The following is a 17974-nucleotide window of genomic DNA, read 5'->3' as shown; positions in this document are numbered from 1 at the left end:
ACCTGCAAAATAATACATTTCATCAATATTAATATATTCACCATAAAAGTAGCATCAGCAATACCATTTTTTATTATATTCACATCGTAAAAACATAATATATTCAGCACTGTTATATTTAAAGATAATATAAGGAGATATATCCATGTTTACACAGTACCGAAAAACACTTCTAGCCGGAACGCTTGCACTGACGTTTGGCTTTGCCGCAGGGAATTCATTTGCCGCAGGTTTCCAACCAGCCCAGCCCGCAGGAAAATTGGGTGCGATAGTCGTTGACCCATACGGAAACGCCCCTCTTACCGCACTGGTTGAATTAGATAGTCACGTTATTTCGGATGTTAAAGTTACCGTTCATGGTAAAGGTGAAAAAGGAGTCCCAATTACCTATACTGTCGGCAAAGAATCCCTCGCCACCTACGATGGGGTTCCTATTTTTGGCCTTTATCAAAAGTTCGCTAATAAGGTCACTGTTGAATATAAAGAAAATGGCAAGGCCATCAAGGAAGATTACGTGGTGCAAACATCTGCCATCGTTAATCACTACATGGATAACCGTTCTATTTCCGATTTACAGCAAACAAACGTTATTAAGGTCGCACCTGGCTTTGAAGACCGTCTCTATCTGGTGAATACCCACACCTTTACCGCGCAGGGCGCAGAATTCCACTGGCATGGTGAAAAAGATAAAAATGCCGGTATCCTGGATGCTGGTCCGGCCGGTGGCGCATTACCCTTTGATATCGCACCCTTTACCTTTGTCGTTGATACGGAAGGCGAATATCGTTGGTGGCTGGATCAGGACACTTTCTATGACGGTCATGACATGGATATCAACAAGCGCGGTTACCTGATGGGCATACGGGAGACACCGCGCGGCACCTTCACCGCCGTACAGGGCCAGCATTGGTATGAGTTCGATATGATGGGCCAGATTCTGGCCGACCATAAGCTGCCGCGCGGATTCCTCGACGCATCGCATGAGTCCGTCGAAACGGTGAACGGCACCGTACTGCTTCGCGTGGGTAAACGGGACTATCGCAAGGAAGATGGCATTCACGTACAAACTATCCGCGACCAGATTATTGAAGTCGACAAATCCGGTCGTGTTGTTGACGTGTGGGATCTGACAAAAATTCTCGATCCGATGCGTGATGCACTGCTGGGTGCGTTGGATGCGGGCGCGGTATGCGTCAACGTGGACCTCGCTCATGCCGGCCAGCAGGCAAAACTGGAGCCAGATACCCCCTACGGTGACGCCCTCGGCGTGGGTGCTGGTCGTAACTGGGCGCACGTTAACTCCATCGCCTTTGACGCCAAAGACGACGCCATCATTATCTCTTCCCGCCATCAGGGGGTTGTCAAAATCGGTCGCGATAAACAGGTTAAGTGGATCCTTGCACCGTCTAAAGGCTGGAATAAGGCGCTGGCAAGCAAGCTGTTAAAACCGGTTGATGATAAAGGCAACGCACTGAAATGTGATGAAAATGGCAAGTGCGAGAATACCGATTTCGATTTTACCTACACTCAACACACCGCATGGCTCTCCAGCAAAGGAACGCTTACCATTTTTGACAACGGCGATGGCCGCGGACTCGAACAACCGGCGTTACCAACAATGAAATACTCCCGTTTCGTCGAATATAAAATTGACGAGAAAAAAGGGACCGTCCAGCAAATTTGGGAGTACGGAAAAGAGCGCGGTTATGATTTTTATAGCCCTATCACCTCGGTTATCGAATATCAAAAAGATCGCGACACCATGTTTGGCTTTGGTGGTTCGATTAATTTATTTGACGTTGGACAGCCAACCATCGGAAAAATCAACGAAATTGACTACAAAACAAAAGAAGTCAAAGTCGAAATTAATGTCCTGTCCGATAAGCCAAATCAAACTCACTACCGTGCATTGCTGGTTCATCCACGCCAAATGTTTAAATAATTACATTAGATTAAGGATTAATTATGTCATCTAAATGGATCACTTCATTATTTAAAAGTGTGGTATTAACCGCCGCGCTGGCCTCACCGTTTGCAGCATCAGCGTTTACTGAAGGCACTGACTATATGGTTCTGGAAAAACCAATTCCCAATGCTGATAAGACGTTAATCAAAGTATTCAGTTACGCCTGCCCATTTTGCTACAAATATGATAAAGCCGTGACAGGGCCCGTGTCAGACAAAGTCTCCGATGTCGTTACTTTCACTCCGTTTCATCTGGAAACCAAAGGGGAATACGGTAAGCAGGCCAGTGAAATCTTTGCCGTAATGATTGCCAGGGACATGGCTGCAGGTATTTCATTGTTTGACGCCAAATCACAGTTTAAAAAAGCCAAGTTTGCTTATTACGCCGCCTACCACGATAAGAAAGAGCGCTGGTCAGAGGGTAAAGATCCCGCCTCATTCATCAAAACAGGGTTGGATGCAGCGGGCATGAGCCAGGCTGATTTTGACGCGGCATTGAAGGATCCTGCCGTCCAGCAAACGCTGGAGAAATGGAAAGCAGCATATGATGTCGCCAAAATCCAGGGCGTTCCGGCTTACGTCGTCAATGGTAAATACCTGATCTACACCAAAAATATCAAATCTATTGATTCCATGGCTGAGCTTGTCAGAGAGCTCGCGAAAAAATAAACAGGGACCCGGCTATGGCTTTCAAAAAAGGATCGTGGCGAGACTTACGCAATACACCGGTTGATACCCTGGTGAGATGGCAGGAACAGCGCTTTCTGTGGCTGTTGATGGCTTGCGCAATGGGTGGATTGATTATTCTGGCGCACTCGTTCTTCCAAATCTATCTCTACATGGCCCCCTGCGAGCAATGTGTCTACATTCGCTTTGCCATGCTGGTGATGGTTTTTGGCGGATTGATTGCGGCAATCAACCCCAAAAATGTTGTTCTGAAGCTCATCGGTTGTATCGCGGCATTTTACGGCAGCATCATGGGCATTAAGTTCTCCATCAAACTTAACGGCATTCATTATGCTGTACATAACCCGGACCCGGATTCGCTGTTTGGCGTACAGGGATGTTCCACCGATCCGACATTCCCTTTTAATTTGCCTCTGGCAAACTGGGCTCCGGAGTGGTTTAAACCCACAGGAGATTGCGGCTATGACGCTCCCATCGTTCCCGACGGCGTGGCGCTCAGCAGTACGCAAAAGTGGTTTGTCGATCTGTACCAGCAGTCAGAAGGCTGGTATCTGATCCCGCCTTGGCATTTTATGAACATGGCGCAGGCCTGTTTGTTGGCCTTTAGTTTGTGCTTACTGTTGCTCGTCATTATGAGCGGCGCATGGGCATTAAAGCGGGTGAGAACCAAATAATCGGAGCAAGAAACAAAAAAACCGAAGCCTGGAAGATGGCTTCGGTTTTTTATACTTACCGCGACTAACGTGGTAATTTGCGATTAGCTGGCTTTGCGCTCATGCGCCTGACGGTAAGCCACCAGGTCTTCGATAGTAACTACCGCCATATTATGCTTGCCGGCAAATTCGATACATTCTGGCGCACGCGCCATGGTGCCATCGTCATTGGTCAGTTCGCACAGCACGCCTGCCGGTTTAAATCCTGCCAGCGTCATCAGGTCGATGGTTGCTTCAGTGTGACCACCGCGGGTCAACACGCCACCTGCCTGAGCACGCAGCGGGAAAACGTGCCCCGGACGGTTAAGATCGGAAGGTTTAGCGCCATCCTGAATTGCCGCACGCACCGTAGTAACACGGTCCGCAGCGGAAACGCCGGTGGTCACGCCTTCTGCGGCTTCAATGGTCACGGTAAAACCGGTACCGTAAGCGCTGGTGTTATTTTCCACCATCATTGGCAGATCGAGCTGTTTGCGTCGGTCTTCAGTGATGCACAGGCATACAATACCGCTGCCGTGACGAATGGTCAGAGCCATCTGTTCAACGGTCATGGTTTCTGCCGGGAAAATCATATCGCCTTCGTTTTCACGATCTTCGTCGTCAAGCACCATCACACCGCGTCCTTCACGCAGCGCAGACAGCGCAAGTTCAACACGTTCGAAAGGCGTACCAAAAGAGGAAAGTAGCGTCTGATTCATGGTAAAAAAACCTCACTAAAATTATGGTTACCAGAATCAGGGCAGTCTTAGGAGTACCGTCTAAGCGGCAAAAAAATAACGTGAGCGGGTCCATGCCCGACTGGATCGTTACTCTCTCCCATCCGGACTCTAACCGTCGGCCCCGGAATTACACCGGATCTGCTGACCTTTGAGTTTGCACCCAAAGCGCTCGCGGGCTTTCAACCTGAGTTGATTTACCGCCGGTGGGGAATTTCGCCCCGCCCTGAGAATAAGCGGGTTAACTATAACGCTATTGATTACCTTCATCAACGCCTTTACTCGTCTTAGCTTCACACAATTCTGGTTTATGCCTGTGCCAGTTCGCACTACAATAGGCAACAACACGTACCAGTTCAGGGAAACCACAATGATTGACCCGAAAAAAATTGAGCAGATTGCTCGTCAGGTTCACGAGTCGATGCCGAAAGGGATCCGCGAGTTTGGTGAAGACGTCGAGAAGAAAATTCGTCAAACGCTGCAGTCACAGCTGACCCGTCTGGATCTGGTAAGCCGTGAAGAGTTTGATGTACAGACTCAGGTTTTGCTGCGTACCCGTGAAAAGCTGGCGCTGCTTGAGCAACGTCTGACTGAGCTGGAATCGCGTGAAAAAACGGCAGAAGTTAAACCTGCTCCCGCGATCCCGTCAGTCGATCCGCAAGAGTAAAAACGACAACGGGCCGCAAGGCCCGTTTTTTCTGTTAGTGTTCCAGTTCTAGCTTCCTGGCCTCCGTCGCCTGCTGGCAGTACAGCGCATAGCGTTTGCAAAACCAGCTACGATGTTCTTCATCCATATTCCCAGTTATCGCCTGGATATCTACGGGATGGCCCTCAGCTTGCATCCTGGCAAAACTACGGGCCAGGAAATCGAAATTGTTCATTGAATACATATTGCTGTTCATGAGCATACCCTCCAGTTATTGAATATCTGTTAAGGCCATATGCTTTTTCTAATTTCAGTATTTCCCTGGATGCGAAGTTATTCTGTACATATTGTGCGCAAACCCACTGCGCTGGTTCACAGTTTCCCACGAAATCTAAGAGGGGTCGGATTTAAGGTCAGCGTGACGCACGCTTATTGTGACGTCATGTAAAAGTAAATCGGGGGGAGAAATCCCCTCTCCCCTTATTCCTTTACTCTGGGTTGAAGAAAACAGCAGCATCAATAGCAAGAAACGTATCGAATCCAAAAGTTCGATACGTTTCCAGCATTTGTTATTTATCGCTGTCTTTTTGGATCTTCTTGATGATATTGGTCGTTGAGCAGCCATCTTCAAAGTTCAGCACCAGCACTTCACCGCCGTTCGCCCACACTTCTTTGCTGCCCGCAATATCTTCCGGCTTATAGTCGCCGCCTTTTACCAGCAGATCCGGCAGGATGCCGGCAATCAGACGCTGTGGTGTGTCTTCTTCAAAAGAGACCACCCAGTCGACGGCTTCCAGCGCGCCCAGCACGATCATGCGCTGTTCCAGCGGGTTGACCGGGCGCGTTTCGCCTTTCAGACGTTTGGTCGAAGCATCGCTGTTTACCGCCACGATCAGACGATCGCCCAGCTTGCGCGCATTCGCCAGATAGGAAACGTGGCCCGCATGCAGGATGTCGAACACGCCGTTGGTCATCACCACTTTCTCACCGCGCTTGCGGGCGCTGGCTACGGCCTGTTTCAGCTCAGACTCGCTCATCACGCCAAAGCCAGTGTCGGCCCGACCGCGCACGGCGTTTTCCAGTTCAATCGGGGAAACGGTGGAAGTCCCCAGTTTACCGACGACAACACCCGCTGCGGCATTAGCAAAATAGCACGCCTCTTCCAGAGTGTTCCCCGCCGCCAGCGTCGCTGCCAGCACGCCGATCACCGTATCGCCCGCCCCCGTCACGTCATACACTTCCTGCGCCTGCGTCGGCATATGCAGTGGCGATTTGCCCGGTTGCAGCAGCGTCATACCCTGTTCGGAACGCGTGATCAGCAGCGCGGAAAGGTCGAAATCTGCAATCACTTTCATGCCGCGCTCAACCAGTTCATCTTCGCTTTTGCACTTACCGGCCACCGCTTCAAATTCAGACAAATTCGGCGTCAGCAGCGTTGCGCCACGATAGCGTTCAAAATCGGTCCCTTTCGGATCGATAAGCACCGGCACCCCAGCCTTACGCGCCAGAGCAATCATCTGCTGCACGCTTGCCAGCGCGCCTTTGGCGTAATCGGAGAGCACCAAAGCGCCAATGGAGCCCAGAGCCTGGTTAATACGCTCATGCAGTGGCTGCGGATCCACGCCTTCAAAACCTTCTTCGAAATCCAGGCGAATCAGTTGCTGGTTGCGGGAAAGCACGCGCAGTTTGGTGATCGTCGGATGAGTTGGCACAGAAACGAAGTCACATTTTACGTTCACATCCGCCAGCGTTTTGCTCAGCGCACGCGCCGCGTCGTCAATCCCAGTCAGGCCGACCAGACGCGAATTCGCTCCCAGAGAGGCAATGTTCATCGCCACGTTTGCTGCGCCACCGGGACGTTCTTCAATGGTATCAACCTTCACCACCGGAACCGGCGCTTCAGGTGAAATACGGCTGGTAGGACCGTACCAGTAGCGATCTAGCATCACATCACCGACAACCATGACTCCTGCACGTTCAAACTCTGGCAGCGTTACTTTCATTCCTGTCTCCTGAGAGATTCTCTGAGGGTCTTAAAATTTGCGCGCGATAATAGCACACTTCACTCGGCAACCAGCCACTTCTGCCAGCTGTCACGCACCAGCGTACGTTCAGCGTCGAAGTGCTCCGGCGCCACATGGCCCGGAAGTTCCTGCAATGCAAGATGATGAAGTTCATCGCGCAACGTCGTATAAGCACGGGTAAGCGCCAGCGCTTCCTGCTCATCCATAATGTCGTTTTGCGCCAGTAACTCCAGAATGCGCACGTTATCCGACCAGCGCGTCAGCTTCGGTTTTTCATGCGCATAGCGCAGCACCAGGTATTGCGTAATAAACTCAATGTCGGTGATGCCGCCTTCATCCGCTTTGATATCAAAACGATCGCGATGCTTATTGCCCAAATGGGCACGCATTTTCTCACGCATTTCGCGCACATCGGTCTGCAAGGTTTTCGCATCGCGGACGAGGGTCATGATATCGCGACGAATCGCATCAAACTGAGAGGTCAACCGTGGGTCGCCGTACACCACTCGAGCGCGCACCAGCGCTTGATGCTCCCACGTCCAGGCTTCGTTGCGCTGGTAATCAGCGAAAGCCTCGGTTGATGTCACCAGCATTCCCGCCGCGCCGGAAGGACGCAGCCGCGCATCCACTTCATACAAAATACCGGATGAGGTGCGGGTGCTGAAAAGGTGCATAATGCGCTGCGACAGACGCAAATAGAACTGTCGCCCGTCAATCTCACGCTCACCATCCGTCATCACGTCCATAGGACAGTCATGCAGGAAGATCAAATCAAGATCCGAACTGTAGCCCAGCTCCCAGCCGCCCAGTTTGCCATACCCGACGACGGCAAAACCGCGCCCCTCGCGCTCGTTAAGATGAGTGGGTTGCCCGTAGCGAGCGACCATCTGCATCCACGCCTGCTGGACTACCGCATCAATAATAGCTTCCGCCAGCCAGGTTAAGTGGTCGCTCACCTTCATCACCGGCAGCGTACCAGCGATATCTGCCGCGGCAATGCGCAGCAACTGCGTTTGCTTAAACTGACGCAGCGCTTCCAACTGCTGCTCTTCGTCATCTTCCGGCACGCGCAGCAAATACTGGCGCAGTTCATCACGGTAGGCATCCGTCGCAGTGGGTTGATACAAGGTGTTCGGATCCAGCAGTTCATCGAGCAACAGCGGATACCGCGCCAGCTGGCTGGCGATCATCGGCGAGGCGGCACATAACGAAATCAGATGCTTAAGCGCTCCGGGGAATTCGCTCAGCAGCTCCAGATAGGTCGTACGGGTCACAATGCCTACCAGCAGCGGTGTGATGCGTGACAGCGGGACTGAGGCGTCGTCACGCGAACAGACATCGCTCAGCAGATGTGGCATTAAGTGATCCAGCACCTGGCGTCCGCGTGGGCCAATGGTGCGTTTATCCAGCTCTTTGCGAAAATCGGCAATCAGAGACAGCACGCGCCGGCGATCGTCATCCGCCAGATGCGTCAGCACCGGCGTGGTGTCATCTTCCTGTAATGCGTCCTGCCACAGTTCACGCCACTGTTCTGAGAGCGACTCTTCCTGGGTTTCTGCTTCGTCATCGCCAATCAACTCGTTAAACACCCGGCGCACGTTGTCCATATGACTGGCCAGCACATCGGTTAGCTGCTGCCAGTCATCGACGTTCATCCCCCACGCCAGCCGCGCGCGGTTCAGTTCATCGCCTGGCAACGTCTGGGTCTGCTCATCATTGATACTTTGCAGCAGGTTCTCCAGACGACGTAAATAGAGATAGGCTGCGCGCAGTTGTTCCGCGTCGGTATCTGACAGCAGGTGCAACGCATTGATGGCGCTGAGCGTGGGTAACAGCGAGCGGGATTGCAATGACGGCTCGCGCCCACCGCGAATAAGCTGGAATACCTGCACGATAAATTCGATTTCACGAATACCGCCCGCACCCAACTTAATGTTGTCTTTCAGGCCACGGCGGCGCACTTCGCGGGCAATCATTCCTTTCATGTTACGCAGAGACTGGATCACGCTGAAATCAATATAGCGGCGGAAGACAAAAGGCCGCAGCATAGCGCGAAGCTCACTGACGTAAGTACCGTCGCAATCGCCCATAATGCGGGCCTTGACCATCGCATAGCGTTCCCAGTCGCGCCCTTGTTCCTGGTAATAATCCTCCAGCGCGGAAAAGCTCAGCACCAGCGGGCCGCTGTCGCCAAACGGGCGTAAACGCATATCCACCCGATAGACAAATCCATCCATTGTGGGCTGATCCAGCACTTTGATGAGCCGCTGGCCCATACGGGTAAAGAACTGCGCGTTATCCAGCTCGCGACGTCCACCCTGCGTACTGCCGTGCTCCGGCCAGGCAAAAATCAGATCGATATCAGAGGAAAAATTCAGTTCGCCGCCACCCAGTTTCCCCATGCCTAAAATCAGCAGCGGTTGCGCAACACCTTGTGGATTACAGGGCGTACCCCATTCACGACAGCAGGCGGCGTATAACCAGTCACGCGCGGCGACGATCAACGTTTCAGCCAAATGGCTTAGCTGCTGCAAGATACTCTCTTCCGTCACCAGCGACAGCGTCTGCGCCCAGGCGATACGCACCATGATGCGACGGCGAAACAGGCGCAGCTCACGCATCAGCGTGTTTTCATCGCTAACGTCGACCAATGCTTGCTGTAACCAATCAGCATAGTGTTGCCATTCATCCGCCTCGGGTGGCGTGCTTTCCAGTTCGACCAGCCATTCGGGATGGGCAATAATGCTGTCGCGAAAAAAATCACTGAATGTAAGCACTGACTTCGCCTGAATGCTAAGCGAGGACTCAGATATTGCTGCTGGCAGCCGCTCAACAACGGTCGGCCAGTACTGCTGTAACGGTGAAGAGAGCTGCTTCATTTATGGATTATCCTTTGAATAGTACCGGGCAGCGGCATGTTGCCTTATCCAGCCTGCATGACGCTTCCGCCCATCGCGTAGGCCTGATAAGCGCAGCGCCATCAGGCATCCCGGCCTCACCCTGATTATCGTTTTCCGCTGTGCAGCCAGAACGGTTCCAAAGCAATCGCCTCGTTGCGGAAGTGTTCAATTTCAATGTATTGGTTAGCCGCAATGGCGTGACGTAAACCCTGCCAGGTGGCGATCCATTCCGATGCGACATTTTCGTCGTAGTATCCCGCCAGCATCAGCATGCTATCAATATTGCGCGTCAGGCGCGGAAGTTGATCGGCGTACTGATCGCCCAGCGGCTGAGCAAAAGCTGTTTTCAGTTCAGCAGCATGGCGCGAGAGATGGGTATCTGAGAAACGCTTAAAGGAGTCGGCTATTTTACCCTGCGCCTTCGCATCAAGGAACGGCTGCCACCCTTTGGTCACCAGCCATTCGGTCAGCGCCAGCTTGGCCATCGCCGTTTGCGTGCTGTAAACCGCGGAAACGGCAGAAACGTCAGACGCAATGATCGCTTCCGACTGGGTCAGCAAATCACGTAAGTGAGCACTCGCTTTTCGCGGCACATTACCGCCAAACAGCATCAGAATGTGACGCACCAGGGCCATCGCAGCCAGCACCTCGGCTTTCGCCCCTTTGACGCCGCGCACCCACAGCTCTTCATGGTACTGCCACTGTGATAATGCCAGCTCCAGCGCCGCTTCCAACCCTTGCTCAATACTCGCTTTTGCCGGAACCTTCAAAATGCGCGTCGGTTTGAGTTCACGCGGTGCATTCCCCTGAGCCAGATGATAGCCGCGCGCCGCTTTACTCAGGCTGCCCTGGCGTAAACCGGTTTGCGATACCAGCTGGTTTGCCAGCTTCAATACTGCACGGGTATCGCCGCTTAACAGCTCCAGTTCAAGCTCACAGATAGGTTCAGCCAACTCGCCCGCTTTCACTTCCCCGAGATCGAGGGCCATTTCAATGCGGCTACCGTCGATATCAAGGTGCCATTTCTCACGGTAAAAATCGGTGCTGAAGAGCGGCTGTACCTGAGAGGCAAGTTCAGCGGGCAGTTTGCCATCAGGCCAGACTTCCGTTGGGAACAGGGTGAGATCCAACTCTGGCGCGTTCAGCGCAACGTTAAACTCCGGCCGCTGATGCAGGCCGCCCGTCACTCGTCCGGCAATTTTCATGGTCATTTCGTAATGACCGTTTTCACCGCGAATACGCAGCCCCATATCGTGACCACGCAGCCACGCATCCGGCGTTTCGTAGTAGATATTCAGCAACTGGCTGGGCGCATGATGCTCTCCACCCAGCGTATTCAGACGTTCACGTAGCGCATCTACAGCGTCACTATTGACGATAAATTTTAATTCGATTTCCTGGGCCATGGTCTTGTACTTATGGGTTATGTCACAGTTGAGAAAACTGACTGCGAACTAAGCTCGTTCTTTATGGTCAGTAGATAGTATTTTGCGCCAAATTGCCATGCAACGAGCAATTTGACGGGCGTAAAAGTTTTGAGTGGTGGCAAAAAGGACACAGATGATTCCGATTGATGTCGAATGCTTTGCGTAGAGACACTGATGCCACTACTATCGTTCCACTTTCTATGACAATAACGACAGCCTGATGCCAAAATTACGCCTGATTGGATTAACTTTACTCGCACTTAGCGCCACTGCAGTCTCTCATGCCGAAGAAAAGCGCTATGTTTCTGACGAACTGAACACCTGGGTCCGCAGCGGTCCGGGAGATAATTATCGCCTCGTGGGTACGGTTAACGCCGGCGAGGAAGTCACGCTATTACAGACCGATGCCAACACTAACTACGCCCAGGTGAAAGACAGCACCGGACGTACCGCCTGGATCCCACTGAAAGAGCTGAACAGTACGCCGAGCCTGCGTACCCGCGTTCCCGATCTGGAAAACCAGGTCAAGACCTTGACCGATAAGCTCAATAATATCGACACCACATGGAATCAGCGCACCGCCGATATGCAGCAAAAAGTGTCGCAAAGCGACAGCGTAATCGACGGGCTGAAACAAGAAAACCAGAAGCTGAGGAACGAGCTTATCGTGGCGCAAAAGAAGGTCAGCGCAGCCAACCTTCAGCTTGATGACAAACAGCGCACCATCATCATGCAGTGGTTTATGTACGGCGGCGGCGTGCTAGGTCTTGGTTTGTTGCTCGGCCTGGTTCTGCCACACATGATCCCCAGCCGTAAACGCAAAGATCGCTGGATGAACTGAATCGCCTTCTCCGCCGCACTGACATATGATTAAGGGATCATAATTTCAAAAGGAAAGTGGCGTGAAGATTTATCTGGTCGGTGGTGCTGTTCGGGATGCGTTATTAGGGCTACCGATTAAAGATAAAGATTGGGTTGTTGTCGGCGCCACGCCGCAAGAGATGCTCGACGCGGGCTACCAGCAGGTAGGCCGCGATTTTCCCGTGTTTCTGCATCCGCAAACCCGGGAAGAGTATGCGCTGGCGCGTACCGAACGCAAATCAGGCTCGGGGTATACCGGATTCACCTGTTACGCCGCGCCGGATGTGACGCTGGAGGCTGATCTTCAGCGTCGCGATCTGACCATCAACGCAATGGCCCGCGATGACGACGGCGAGATTATCGATCCGTATAACGGACGCGACGATCTGGAAAACCGTCTGCTACGCCATGTGTCCCCCGCCTTTAGCGAAGATCCATTGCGCGTGCTGCGCGTGGCGCGCTTTGCTGCCCGCTATGCGCACCTCGGTTTTCGTATCGCTGAAGAAACCATGACGCTGATGCGCGATATGAACGCCGCAGGGGAACTGGAGCACCTGACGCCAGAGCGGGTGTGGAAAGAAACAGAAGGTGCTTTAACCACCCGTAACCCACAGGTATTTTTTCAGGTCCTGCGCGACTGCGGCGCACTGCACGTCCTGTTTCCGGAAGTAGATGCCCTGTTTGGCGTTCCCGCGCCCGCGCAATGGCACCCGGAAATTGATACCGGTATTCACACGCTGATGACGCTGTCGATGGCGGCCATGTTAAGTCCGGAGGTCGACGTGCGTTTCGCCACGCTGTGCCACGATCTTGGCAAGGCATTGACGCCAAAAGCGCTGTGGCCACGCCACCACGGTCACGGTCCGGCTGGCGTTAAGCTGGTCGAGCAACTGTGCCAACGCCTGCGCGTGCCGAATGACATCCGTGATTTAGCCAAACTGGTAGCCGAGTTCCACGACCTCATTCATACCTTCCCGATCCTGCAGCCGAAAACCATCGTTAAGCTGTTTGATTCCATCGATGCCTGGCGCAAACCGCAGCGCGTGGAGCAAATCGCCCTGACCAGCGAGGCCGACGTGCGTGGGCGAACCGGTTTTGAAGCGGCGGATTATCCACAAGGCAGGCTGTTGCGTGAAGCCTGGCAGGTTGCGCAGGCGGTACCAACGAAAGACGTCGTTGAGGCGGGATTCAAAGGTCAGGCTATTCGCGAGGAACTGACCCGGCGTCGGATCGCGGCGGTGGCCGCCTGGAAAGAACAACGTTGCCCGAAAGCATAGACAGTGCATTGCCGGATAAGCGTTAACGCCGCTATCCGGCAAGCTAGCAAAATCAGAAGAACACGACGTAAACGGCTGCCGCCACAATAAAGCGGTAAATCGCAAACGGAATAAACGAGATGCGCTTAATCAGCTGCAGGAAGGTTTTGATCGCCACCAATGCCACGATAAACGCCGTCACGAAACCAACTGCAAACATCGGAATATCTGATGCGCTGAGGAACGTCCAGCTTTTGTAGAGATCCAGCGCCGTTGCGCCCATCATCATCGGCACGGCCAGCAGGAAGGAGAATTCGGAGGCCGCGTAACGGCTTACTCCCATCAGCATACCGCCAGAAATCGTCGCCCCGGAACGAGAAAAACCCGGCCACAGCGCCAGACACTGGAAACAGCCAATCATAAACGCCTGGCGATAAGTCATATCATCCAGACCCGGCGCACGCGGCTCTTTCGGCTTCAGGCATTCTGCGGCAATCAACAGCACGCCCCCTACCACCAGCGCATACATGACGTTGATCGGGTTAAACAGCGATTTGATGATGTCGTGGAAAATCAGTCCCAGTACGACGGCAGGAACCATCCCCAACAGGATATGGCCCAGCGTCAGCCGACCTTTGCCAGTGCCTTCATGTGGGACCTTACCGAAGTGAATGCCAATCAGGCCAAACAGGCGTCGCCAGAACATCACCACGACCGCCAGGATAGAGCCCAACTGGATAACCACCTCAAATGTTTTTGCGGTGTCACCCTCAAAACCCAACAAGTGGCCAACAATAATCATATGGCCGGTACTGGAAACGGGTAAAAACTCCGTCAATCCTTCGACCACACCCAAAATTGCCGCCACCAGCAGCGAGTGCATATCACTCATTAATGAACCTCTAGATAGATAAACCACGGCGAAAACGAGCCGACATAAAGACCCTTTTATACCCGTTTGGTTTAGATATTATTAATTTAATTATTTTCTTTCAGATTATTGCCACGCTCAATGATAACCCCGACGTTCGCCGCACGGGCAACCGCGCCAGGTTTACTGAGTTTGATCCGCACCCATGGAGAATTAAAACGGCTAAGCAGCAGATCCGCCACTTCTTCCGCCACGCGTTCGACCAGCGCAAAGCGCCCGCCTTCCACATGATTAACAACCGTTTGAGCAATATCAGCATAGCTCAGGCAATCAGCCACATCATCGCTTTTAGCCGATTTACGGTTGTCCCACGCCATTTCGATATCGAACACCAACTGTTGTTCGATCGTTTGTTCCCAGTCGTAAACACCAATAGTGGTGATTACAGAAAGTTGCTCTATAAATACAATATCCATCACGACCTGCCTGCTTTTTGGCTAACCCGGATACCACTTCCGGCGAAATATGCGTATTATCCACAGAAGTAGCGTTTTACACGACATTTTCAAAACGGAACAGCTTATGAGTGCAATCGCGCCTGGAATGATTATCTTCGCGTACCTCTGTGGCTCAATTTCCAGTGCTATTCTGGTATGCCGCCTTGCTGGATTACCGGACCCGCGTGACAGCGGATCTGGGAATCCGGGCGCGACAAACGTATTGCGCATCGGTGGCAAAGGAGCCGCCGTCGCGGTGCTGATTTTCGACGTCCTGAAAGGTATGTTACCCGTCTGGGGTGCCTATGCGCTAGGCATTAGCCCCTTCTGGCTGGGATTGATCGCGATCGCCGCCTGTCTGGGTCACATTTGGCCGGTCTTCTTCGGCTTTAAAGGTGGGAAAGGCGTTGCCACCGCCTTTGGCGCAATTGCGCCGATTGGTTGGGATTTAACCGGCGTGATGGCCGGAACCTGGCTGCTGACCGTCTTATTAAGCGGCTATTCATCATTAGGCGCTATCGTCAGCGCGCTGATCGCCCCCTTTTACGTCTGGTGGTTCAATCCCCAGTTCACTTTCCCGGTGTCCATGCTGTCGTGCTTAATTCTGTTACGCCACCATGACAACATTCAGCGTCTGTGGCGTCGTCAGGAGCCAAAGATCTGGACCAAGCTGAAGAAAAAACGCGAAAGAGACCCAGAGTGATTTTAATGTCGGATAGCGACGCAACAGCGTCTTATCCGGCGTGGGGAATGTGATACCCCTCTACCGGTTTGCCTAATCGGTGCTGGCACCACGTCGCCAGAAACTCCACGCACACCCGAAGCTTCACGCTGCGATACAGCGGCTCCTGATAAACCGCCCAGATATTGGCGCTTTGCGCATAGTCCGGCAGCACGCGCACCAGTTCACCGCTTGCCAGAAACGGCTGCAGGTCCCATTCGGAACGCAGCATAATCCCTTTTCCCTGTAGCGCCCACTGCAACACAATCTCGCCGCTGTTAGAGGAGAGATGTCCCGCCACCTTGACCGACTTTTTCTCCTGACCGTTATCCAGCTCCCACACCCCGTGGGTCATATCGCGTTCTTTAGTGACCAGGCAATCATGACGACTTAATTCCTGCAGCGTTGTCGGCTCACCATATTTTTGTAAATACGTCGGCGCTGCACATAATATTCTTCTATTTTTCGTTAACAAATGCGCAATATAATAATCCGGAATCTCGTCATTAATACGAATATCCAAATCGATATTATCCTGCGCCAAATCAATTTGCCGATCATAAAGTTCAAAATGCACCTGTAATTCAGGATAGCTATGCATCAGTTCGGTAATAGCCGGTGCAATATAACTGCGCCCAAAGCCAAAGCTACAGCCGATACGAATCATCCCTGCCGGGCGTGTTTTGAGTTGCGTGACGTCATCGACCAGATGCTGATAGCCCGCAAGAATAGCCTGCGCATGCTCATAACAACGTTGACCACTCTCCGTGAGTGTCACGCCGCGCGCGGAGCGGCTTAGCAGCGTCGTCCCCAGCGTGGACTCAAGGATCTGAATGCGTTTCGTCACAAACGCGGGCGTTTGGCCCAGCGCCGCGGCGGCGGCACTGAAACTGCCGCTATGAACAATTTCAACCAGGACCTGCAGGTCTTTCGCGAGGGGATACGTGTTCAGCATGATCGGTATATCCGTAAAGTTGTTAACCGCAGTGTAATTCCCTCATGCGTATTAAACCCTGCCTTTGCGCAATTTTTATTGCTTATCTGAACATCATTCACGATCTGTTAATTGGATATTCACAGTGGCAAATAATATAAACCCACATTTTTAGTGGTAGTTTGTGGAGGAGAATTTATTTCCAGATAAATAAAAGAACTGGAGTTAACAAGATGAGCAATCAAAATAACCAAAATGCGATAACTACGCTGACAAACATTGTCGCCGATTTTACCGCCATGATTTCTACCCGCATGCCTGACGACGTCGTAGATAAATTAAAACAGCTGCGTGAAGGCGAAACTTCGCCGATGGGTAAAATCATCTACCACACCATGTTTGACAACATGCAGAAAGCTATCGACCTGAACCGTCCGGCCTGTCAGGACACCGGCGAGATTATGTTCTTTGTGAAGGTCGGCTCCCGTTTTCCGCTGCTGGGCGAACTGCAAAGCATCCTGAAACAGGCCGTTGAAGACGCCACGGTAAAAGCGCCGCTGCGCCATAACGCGGTCGAGATTTTTGACGAAGTGAATACCGGCAAAAATACCGGTACCGGTGTGCCGTGGGTCACCTGGGACATCATCCCTGATAACGACGACGCGGAAATCGAAGTCTACATGGCAGGCGGCGGTTGTACGCTGCCGGGACGTTCGAAAGTGTTAATGCCTTCTGAAGGCTACGAGGGCGTGGTGAAATTTGTCTTCGAAAATATCTCCACGTTGGCAGTCAACGCTTGCCCGCCGGTGCTGGTGGGCGTAGGTATTGCCACCTCCGTGGAAACCGCCGCCGTCCTTTCTCGTAAAGCAGTACTACGTCCTATCGGATCACGTCATCCGAATCCAAAAGCGGCCGAACTGGAACTGCGTCTGGAAGAAGGGCTGAACCGTCTGGGCATTGGCCCGCAAGGGTTGACCGGGAATAGCTCGGTGATGGGCGTGCATATCGAATCCGCCGCACGCCATCCGTCGACTATCGGCGTTGCCGTTTCTACCGGCTGCTGGGCACACCGTCGCGGCACGCTGTTGGTTCATGCTGACCTCTCCTTCGAAAACCTGTCTCACACCCGGAGCGCGTTATGAAAAAGATCCTCACAACCCCGATCAAAGCCGAAGATCTGGCCGACATTCGCGTTGGCGATGTCATCTACCTGACCGGTACGCTGGTGACCTGCCGTGACGTGTGTCACCGCCGCCTGATCGAACTGAAGCGCCCGATTCCTTATGACCTGAACGGCAAAGCCATTTTCCACGCGGGGCCCATCGTACGTAAGAACAGTGAAAAATGGGAGATGGTCTCCGTTGGCCCAACCACCAGCATGCGTATGGAAGCGTTTGAGAAAGACTTTATCGAGCAGACGGGCGTCAAACTGGTGGTCGGCAAGGGCGGCATGGGACCGCTAACGGAAGCAGGCTGCAAGCAGTTTAAAGCGCTGCACGTAATCTTCCCGGCAGGCTGTGCGGTCGTGGCGGCAACCCAGGTCGAAGAGATCGAAGAGGTACACTGGACCGAACTTGGCATGCCGGAATCCCTGTGGGTATGTCGGGTTAAAGAGTTCGGCCCGCTGATCGTTTCCATCGATACCCACGGCAATAACCTGATCGCCGAAAACAAAAAGCTGTTCGCTGAACGTCGCGATCCTATCGTCGATGAAATCTGCGAGCACGTGCACTACATCAAATAACCCTCCCGGAGA

The 17974-nt window shown here is 52.7% G+C and carries 17 protein-coding genes and 1 riboswitch; of the genes, 9 read left to right on the top strand and 8 right to left on the bottom strand.

Features of this window, described 5'->3' with window-relative positions; translation table 11 throughout:
• Window positions 1–145: 145 nt before the first annotated feature.
• The 3 genes from N0B36_RS17140 to dsbI are packed head-to-tail and all read left to right on the top strand — an operon-like array spanning window position 146 to window position 3326.
• Window positions 146–1942 (top strand): aryl-sulfate sulfotransferase, encoded by a 1797-nt coding sequence (locus N0B36_RS17140; RefSeq protein ID WP_016157489.1) that lies wholly within the window; start codon window positions 146–148, stop codon window positions 1940–1942.
• Window positions 1943–1965: 23 nt separating this feature from the next.
• On the top strand, window positions 1966–2634 hold the full coding sequence (locus tag N0B36_RS17135) for a thiol:disulfide interchange protein DsbA/DsbL (RefSeq protein ID WP_049283280.1): 669 nt from the start codon (window positions 1966–1968) through the stop codon (window positions 2632–2634).
• Window positions 2635–2648: 14 nt separating this feature from the next.
• Window positions 2649–3326, top strand: coding sequence for a protein-disulfide oxidoreductase DsbI (gene dsbI, locus N0B36_RS17130; RefSeq protein WP_259688660.1), 678 nt, complete (start codon window positions 2649–2651; stop codon window positions 3324–3326).
• Window positions 3327–3409: 83 nt separating this feature from the next.
• On the opposite strand, the gene ribB is transcribed toward dsbI, so the two are convergent.
• Entirely contained in the window at window positions 3410–4063 is a 654-nt protein-coding gene (gene ribB, locus N0B36_RS17125; RefSeq protein ID WP_016154529.1) for a 3,4-dihydroxy-2-butanone-4-phosphate synthase, read from the bottom strand.
• Window positions 4064–4169: 106 nt separating this feature from the next.
• A riboswitch (FMN riboswitch) is annotated at window positions 4170–4319 on the bottom strand.
• A gap of 132 nt (window positions 4320–4451) precedes the next feature.
• Here ribB and ubiK point away from each other — a divergent pair.
• A complete protein-coding gene (ubiK, locus tag N0B36_RS17120) occupies window positions 4452–4748 on the top strand; it encodes a ubiquinone biosynthesis accessory factor UbiK (protein ID WP_003024618.1) in 297 nt (98 codons plus the stop codon).
• Window positions 4749–4782: 34 nt separating this feature from the next.
• On the opposite strand, the gene glgS is transcribed toward ubiK, so the two are convergent.
• The 4 genes from glgS to N0B36_RS17100 all read right to left on the bottom strand — a co-directional run bounded on the left by glgS (window position 4783) and on the right by N0B36_RS17100 (window position 11057).
• On the bottom strand, window positions 4783–4989 hold the full coding sequence (gene glgS, locus N0B36_RS17115; RefSeq protein WP_019077704.1) for a cell surface composition regulator GlgS: 207 nt from the start codon (window positions 4987–4989) through the stop codon (window positions 4783–4785).
• Between the two features lie 307 nt (window positions 4990–5296).
• Window positions 5297–6730 (bottom strand): bifunctional D-glycero-beta-D-manno-heptose-7-phosphate kinase/D-glycero-beta-D-manno-heptose 1-phosphate adenylyltransferase HldE, encoded by a 1434-nt coding sequence (gene hldE, locus N0B36_RS17110; RefSeq protein WP_016154530.1) that lies wholly within the window; start codon window positions 6728–6730, stop codon window positions 5297–5299.
• 59 nt (window positions 6731–6789) lie between these two features.
• Complete coding sequence (gene glnE / locus N0B36_RS17105; RefSeq protein ID WP_094761979.1) at window positions 6790–9630, bottom strand: bifunctional [glutamate--ammonia ligase]-adenylyl-L-tyrosine phosphorylase/[glutamate--ammonia-ligase] adenylyltransferase; 2841 nt, start codon at window positions 9628–9630, stop codon at window positions 6790–6792.
• 125 nt (window positions 9631–9755) lie between these two features.
• Entirely contained in the window at window positions 9756–11057 is a 1302-nt protein-coding gene (locus N0B36_RS17100; RefSeq protein ID WP_259688659.1) for an inorganic triphosphatase, read from the bottom strand.
• Window positions 11058–11298: 241 nt separating this feature from the next.
• Between N0B36_RS17100 and N0B36_RS17095 the strand changes: the two genes are divergently transcribed.
• Window positions 11299–11919 (top strand): TIGR04211 family SH3 domain-containing protein, encoded by a 621-nt coding sequence (locus N0B36_RS17095; protein WP_016154533.1) that lies wholly within the window; start codon window positions 11299–11301, stop codon window positions 11917–11919.
• 61 nt (window positions 11920–11980) lie between these two features.
• Window positions 11981–13216 (top strand): multifunctional CCA addition/repair protein, encoded by a 1236-nt coding sequence (locus tag N0B36_RS17090; RefSeq protein WP_047414044.1) that lies wholly within the window; start codon window positions 11981–11983, stop codon window positions 13214–13216.
• Between the two features lie 52 nt (window positions 13217–13268).
• Here N0B36_RS17090 and bacA read toward each other — a convergent pair whose 3' ends face one another.
• Entirely contained in the window at window positions 13269–14087 is an 819-nt protein-coding gene (gene bacA, locus N0B36_RS17085) for an undecaprenyl-diphosphate phosphatase (protein WP_016154535.1), read from the bottom strand.
• A gap of 86 nt (window positions 14088–14173) precedes the next feature.
• Window positions 14174–14542, bottom strand: coding sequence for a bifunctional dihydroneopterin aldolase/7,8-dihydroneopterin epimerase (folB, locus tag N0B36_RS17080; RefSeq protein WP_003828442.1), 369 nt, complete (start codon window positions 14540–14542; stop codon window positions 14174–14176).
• A 106-nt stretch (window positions 14543–14648) separates the two neighbouring features.
• On the opposite strand from folB, the gene plsY reads away from it, so the two are divergent.
• On the top strand, window positions 14649–15266 hold the full coding sequence (plsY, locus tag N0B36_RS17075; RefSeq protein WP_016154536.1) for a glycerol-3-phosphate 1-O-acyltransferase PlsY: 618 nt from the start codon (window positions 14649–14651) through the stop codon (window positions 15264–15266).
• A 31-nt stretch (window positions 15267–15297) separates the two neighbouring features.
• On the opposite strand, the gene N0B36_RS17070 is transcribed toward plsY, so the two are convergent.
• Complete coding sequence (locus tag N0B36_RS17070; protein WP_016154537.1) at window positions 15298–16239, bottom strand: LysR family transcriptional regulator; 942 nt, start codon at window positions 16237–16239, stop codon at window positions 15298–15300.
• A 212-nt stretch (window positions 16240–16451) separates the two neighbouring features.
• Here N0B36_RS17070 and ttdA point away from each other — a divergent pair, with 212 nt between their 5' ends.
• Both ttdA and ttdB read left to right on the top strand, forming a co-directional pair.
• The gene (gene ttdA / locus N0B36_RS17065) at window positions 16452–17360 is read left to right on the top strand and encodes a L(+)-tartrate dehydratase subunit alpha (protein WP_016154538.1); all 909 of its coding nucleotides are present in this window, start codon (window positions 16452–16454) and stop codon (window positions 17358–17360) included.
• The gene (ttdB, locus tag N0B36_RS17060; protein WP_047499219.1) at window positions 17357–17962 is read left to right on the top strand and encodes a L(+)-tartrate dehydratase subunit beta; all 606 of its coding nucleotides are present in this window, start codon (window positions 17357–17359) and stop codon (window positions 17960–17962) included. The genes ttdA and ttdB overlap by 4 nt, the downstream gene beginning before the upstream one ends.
• Window positions 17963–17974 lie beyond the last annotated feature (12 nt).

Source organism: Citrobacter sp. XY323 (assembly GCF_025106035.1).
In the GTDB taxonomy this organism is placed as follows: domain Bacteria; phylum Pseudomonadota; class Gammaproteobacteria; order Enterobacterales; family Enterobacteriaceae; genus Citrobacter; species Citrobacter braakii.
Note: the sequence above shows the minus strand (reverse complement) of the source record. Positions and strands in the feature narration are given on the sequence as shown.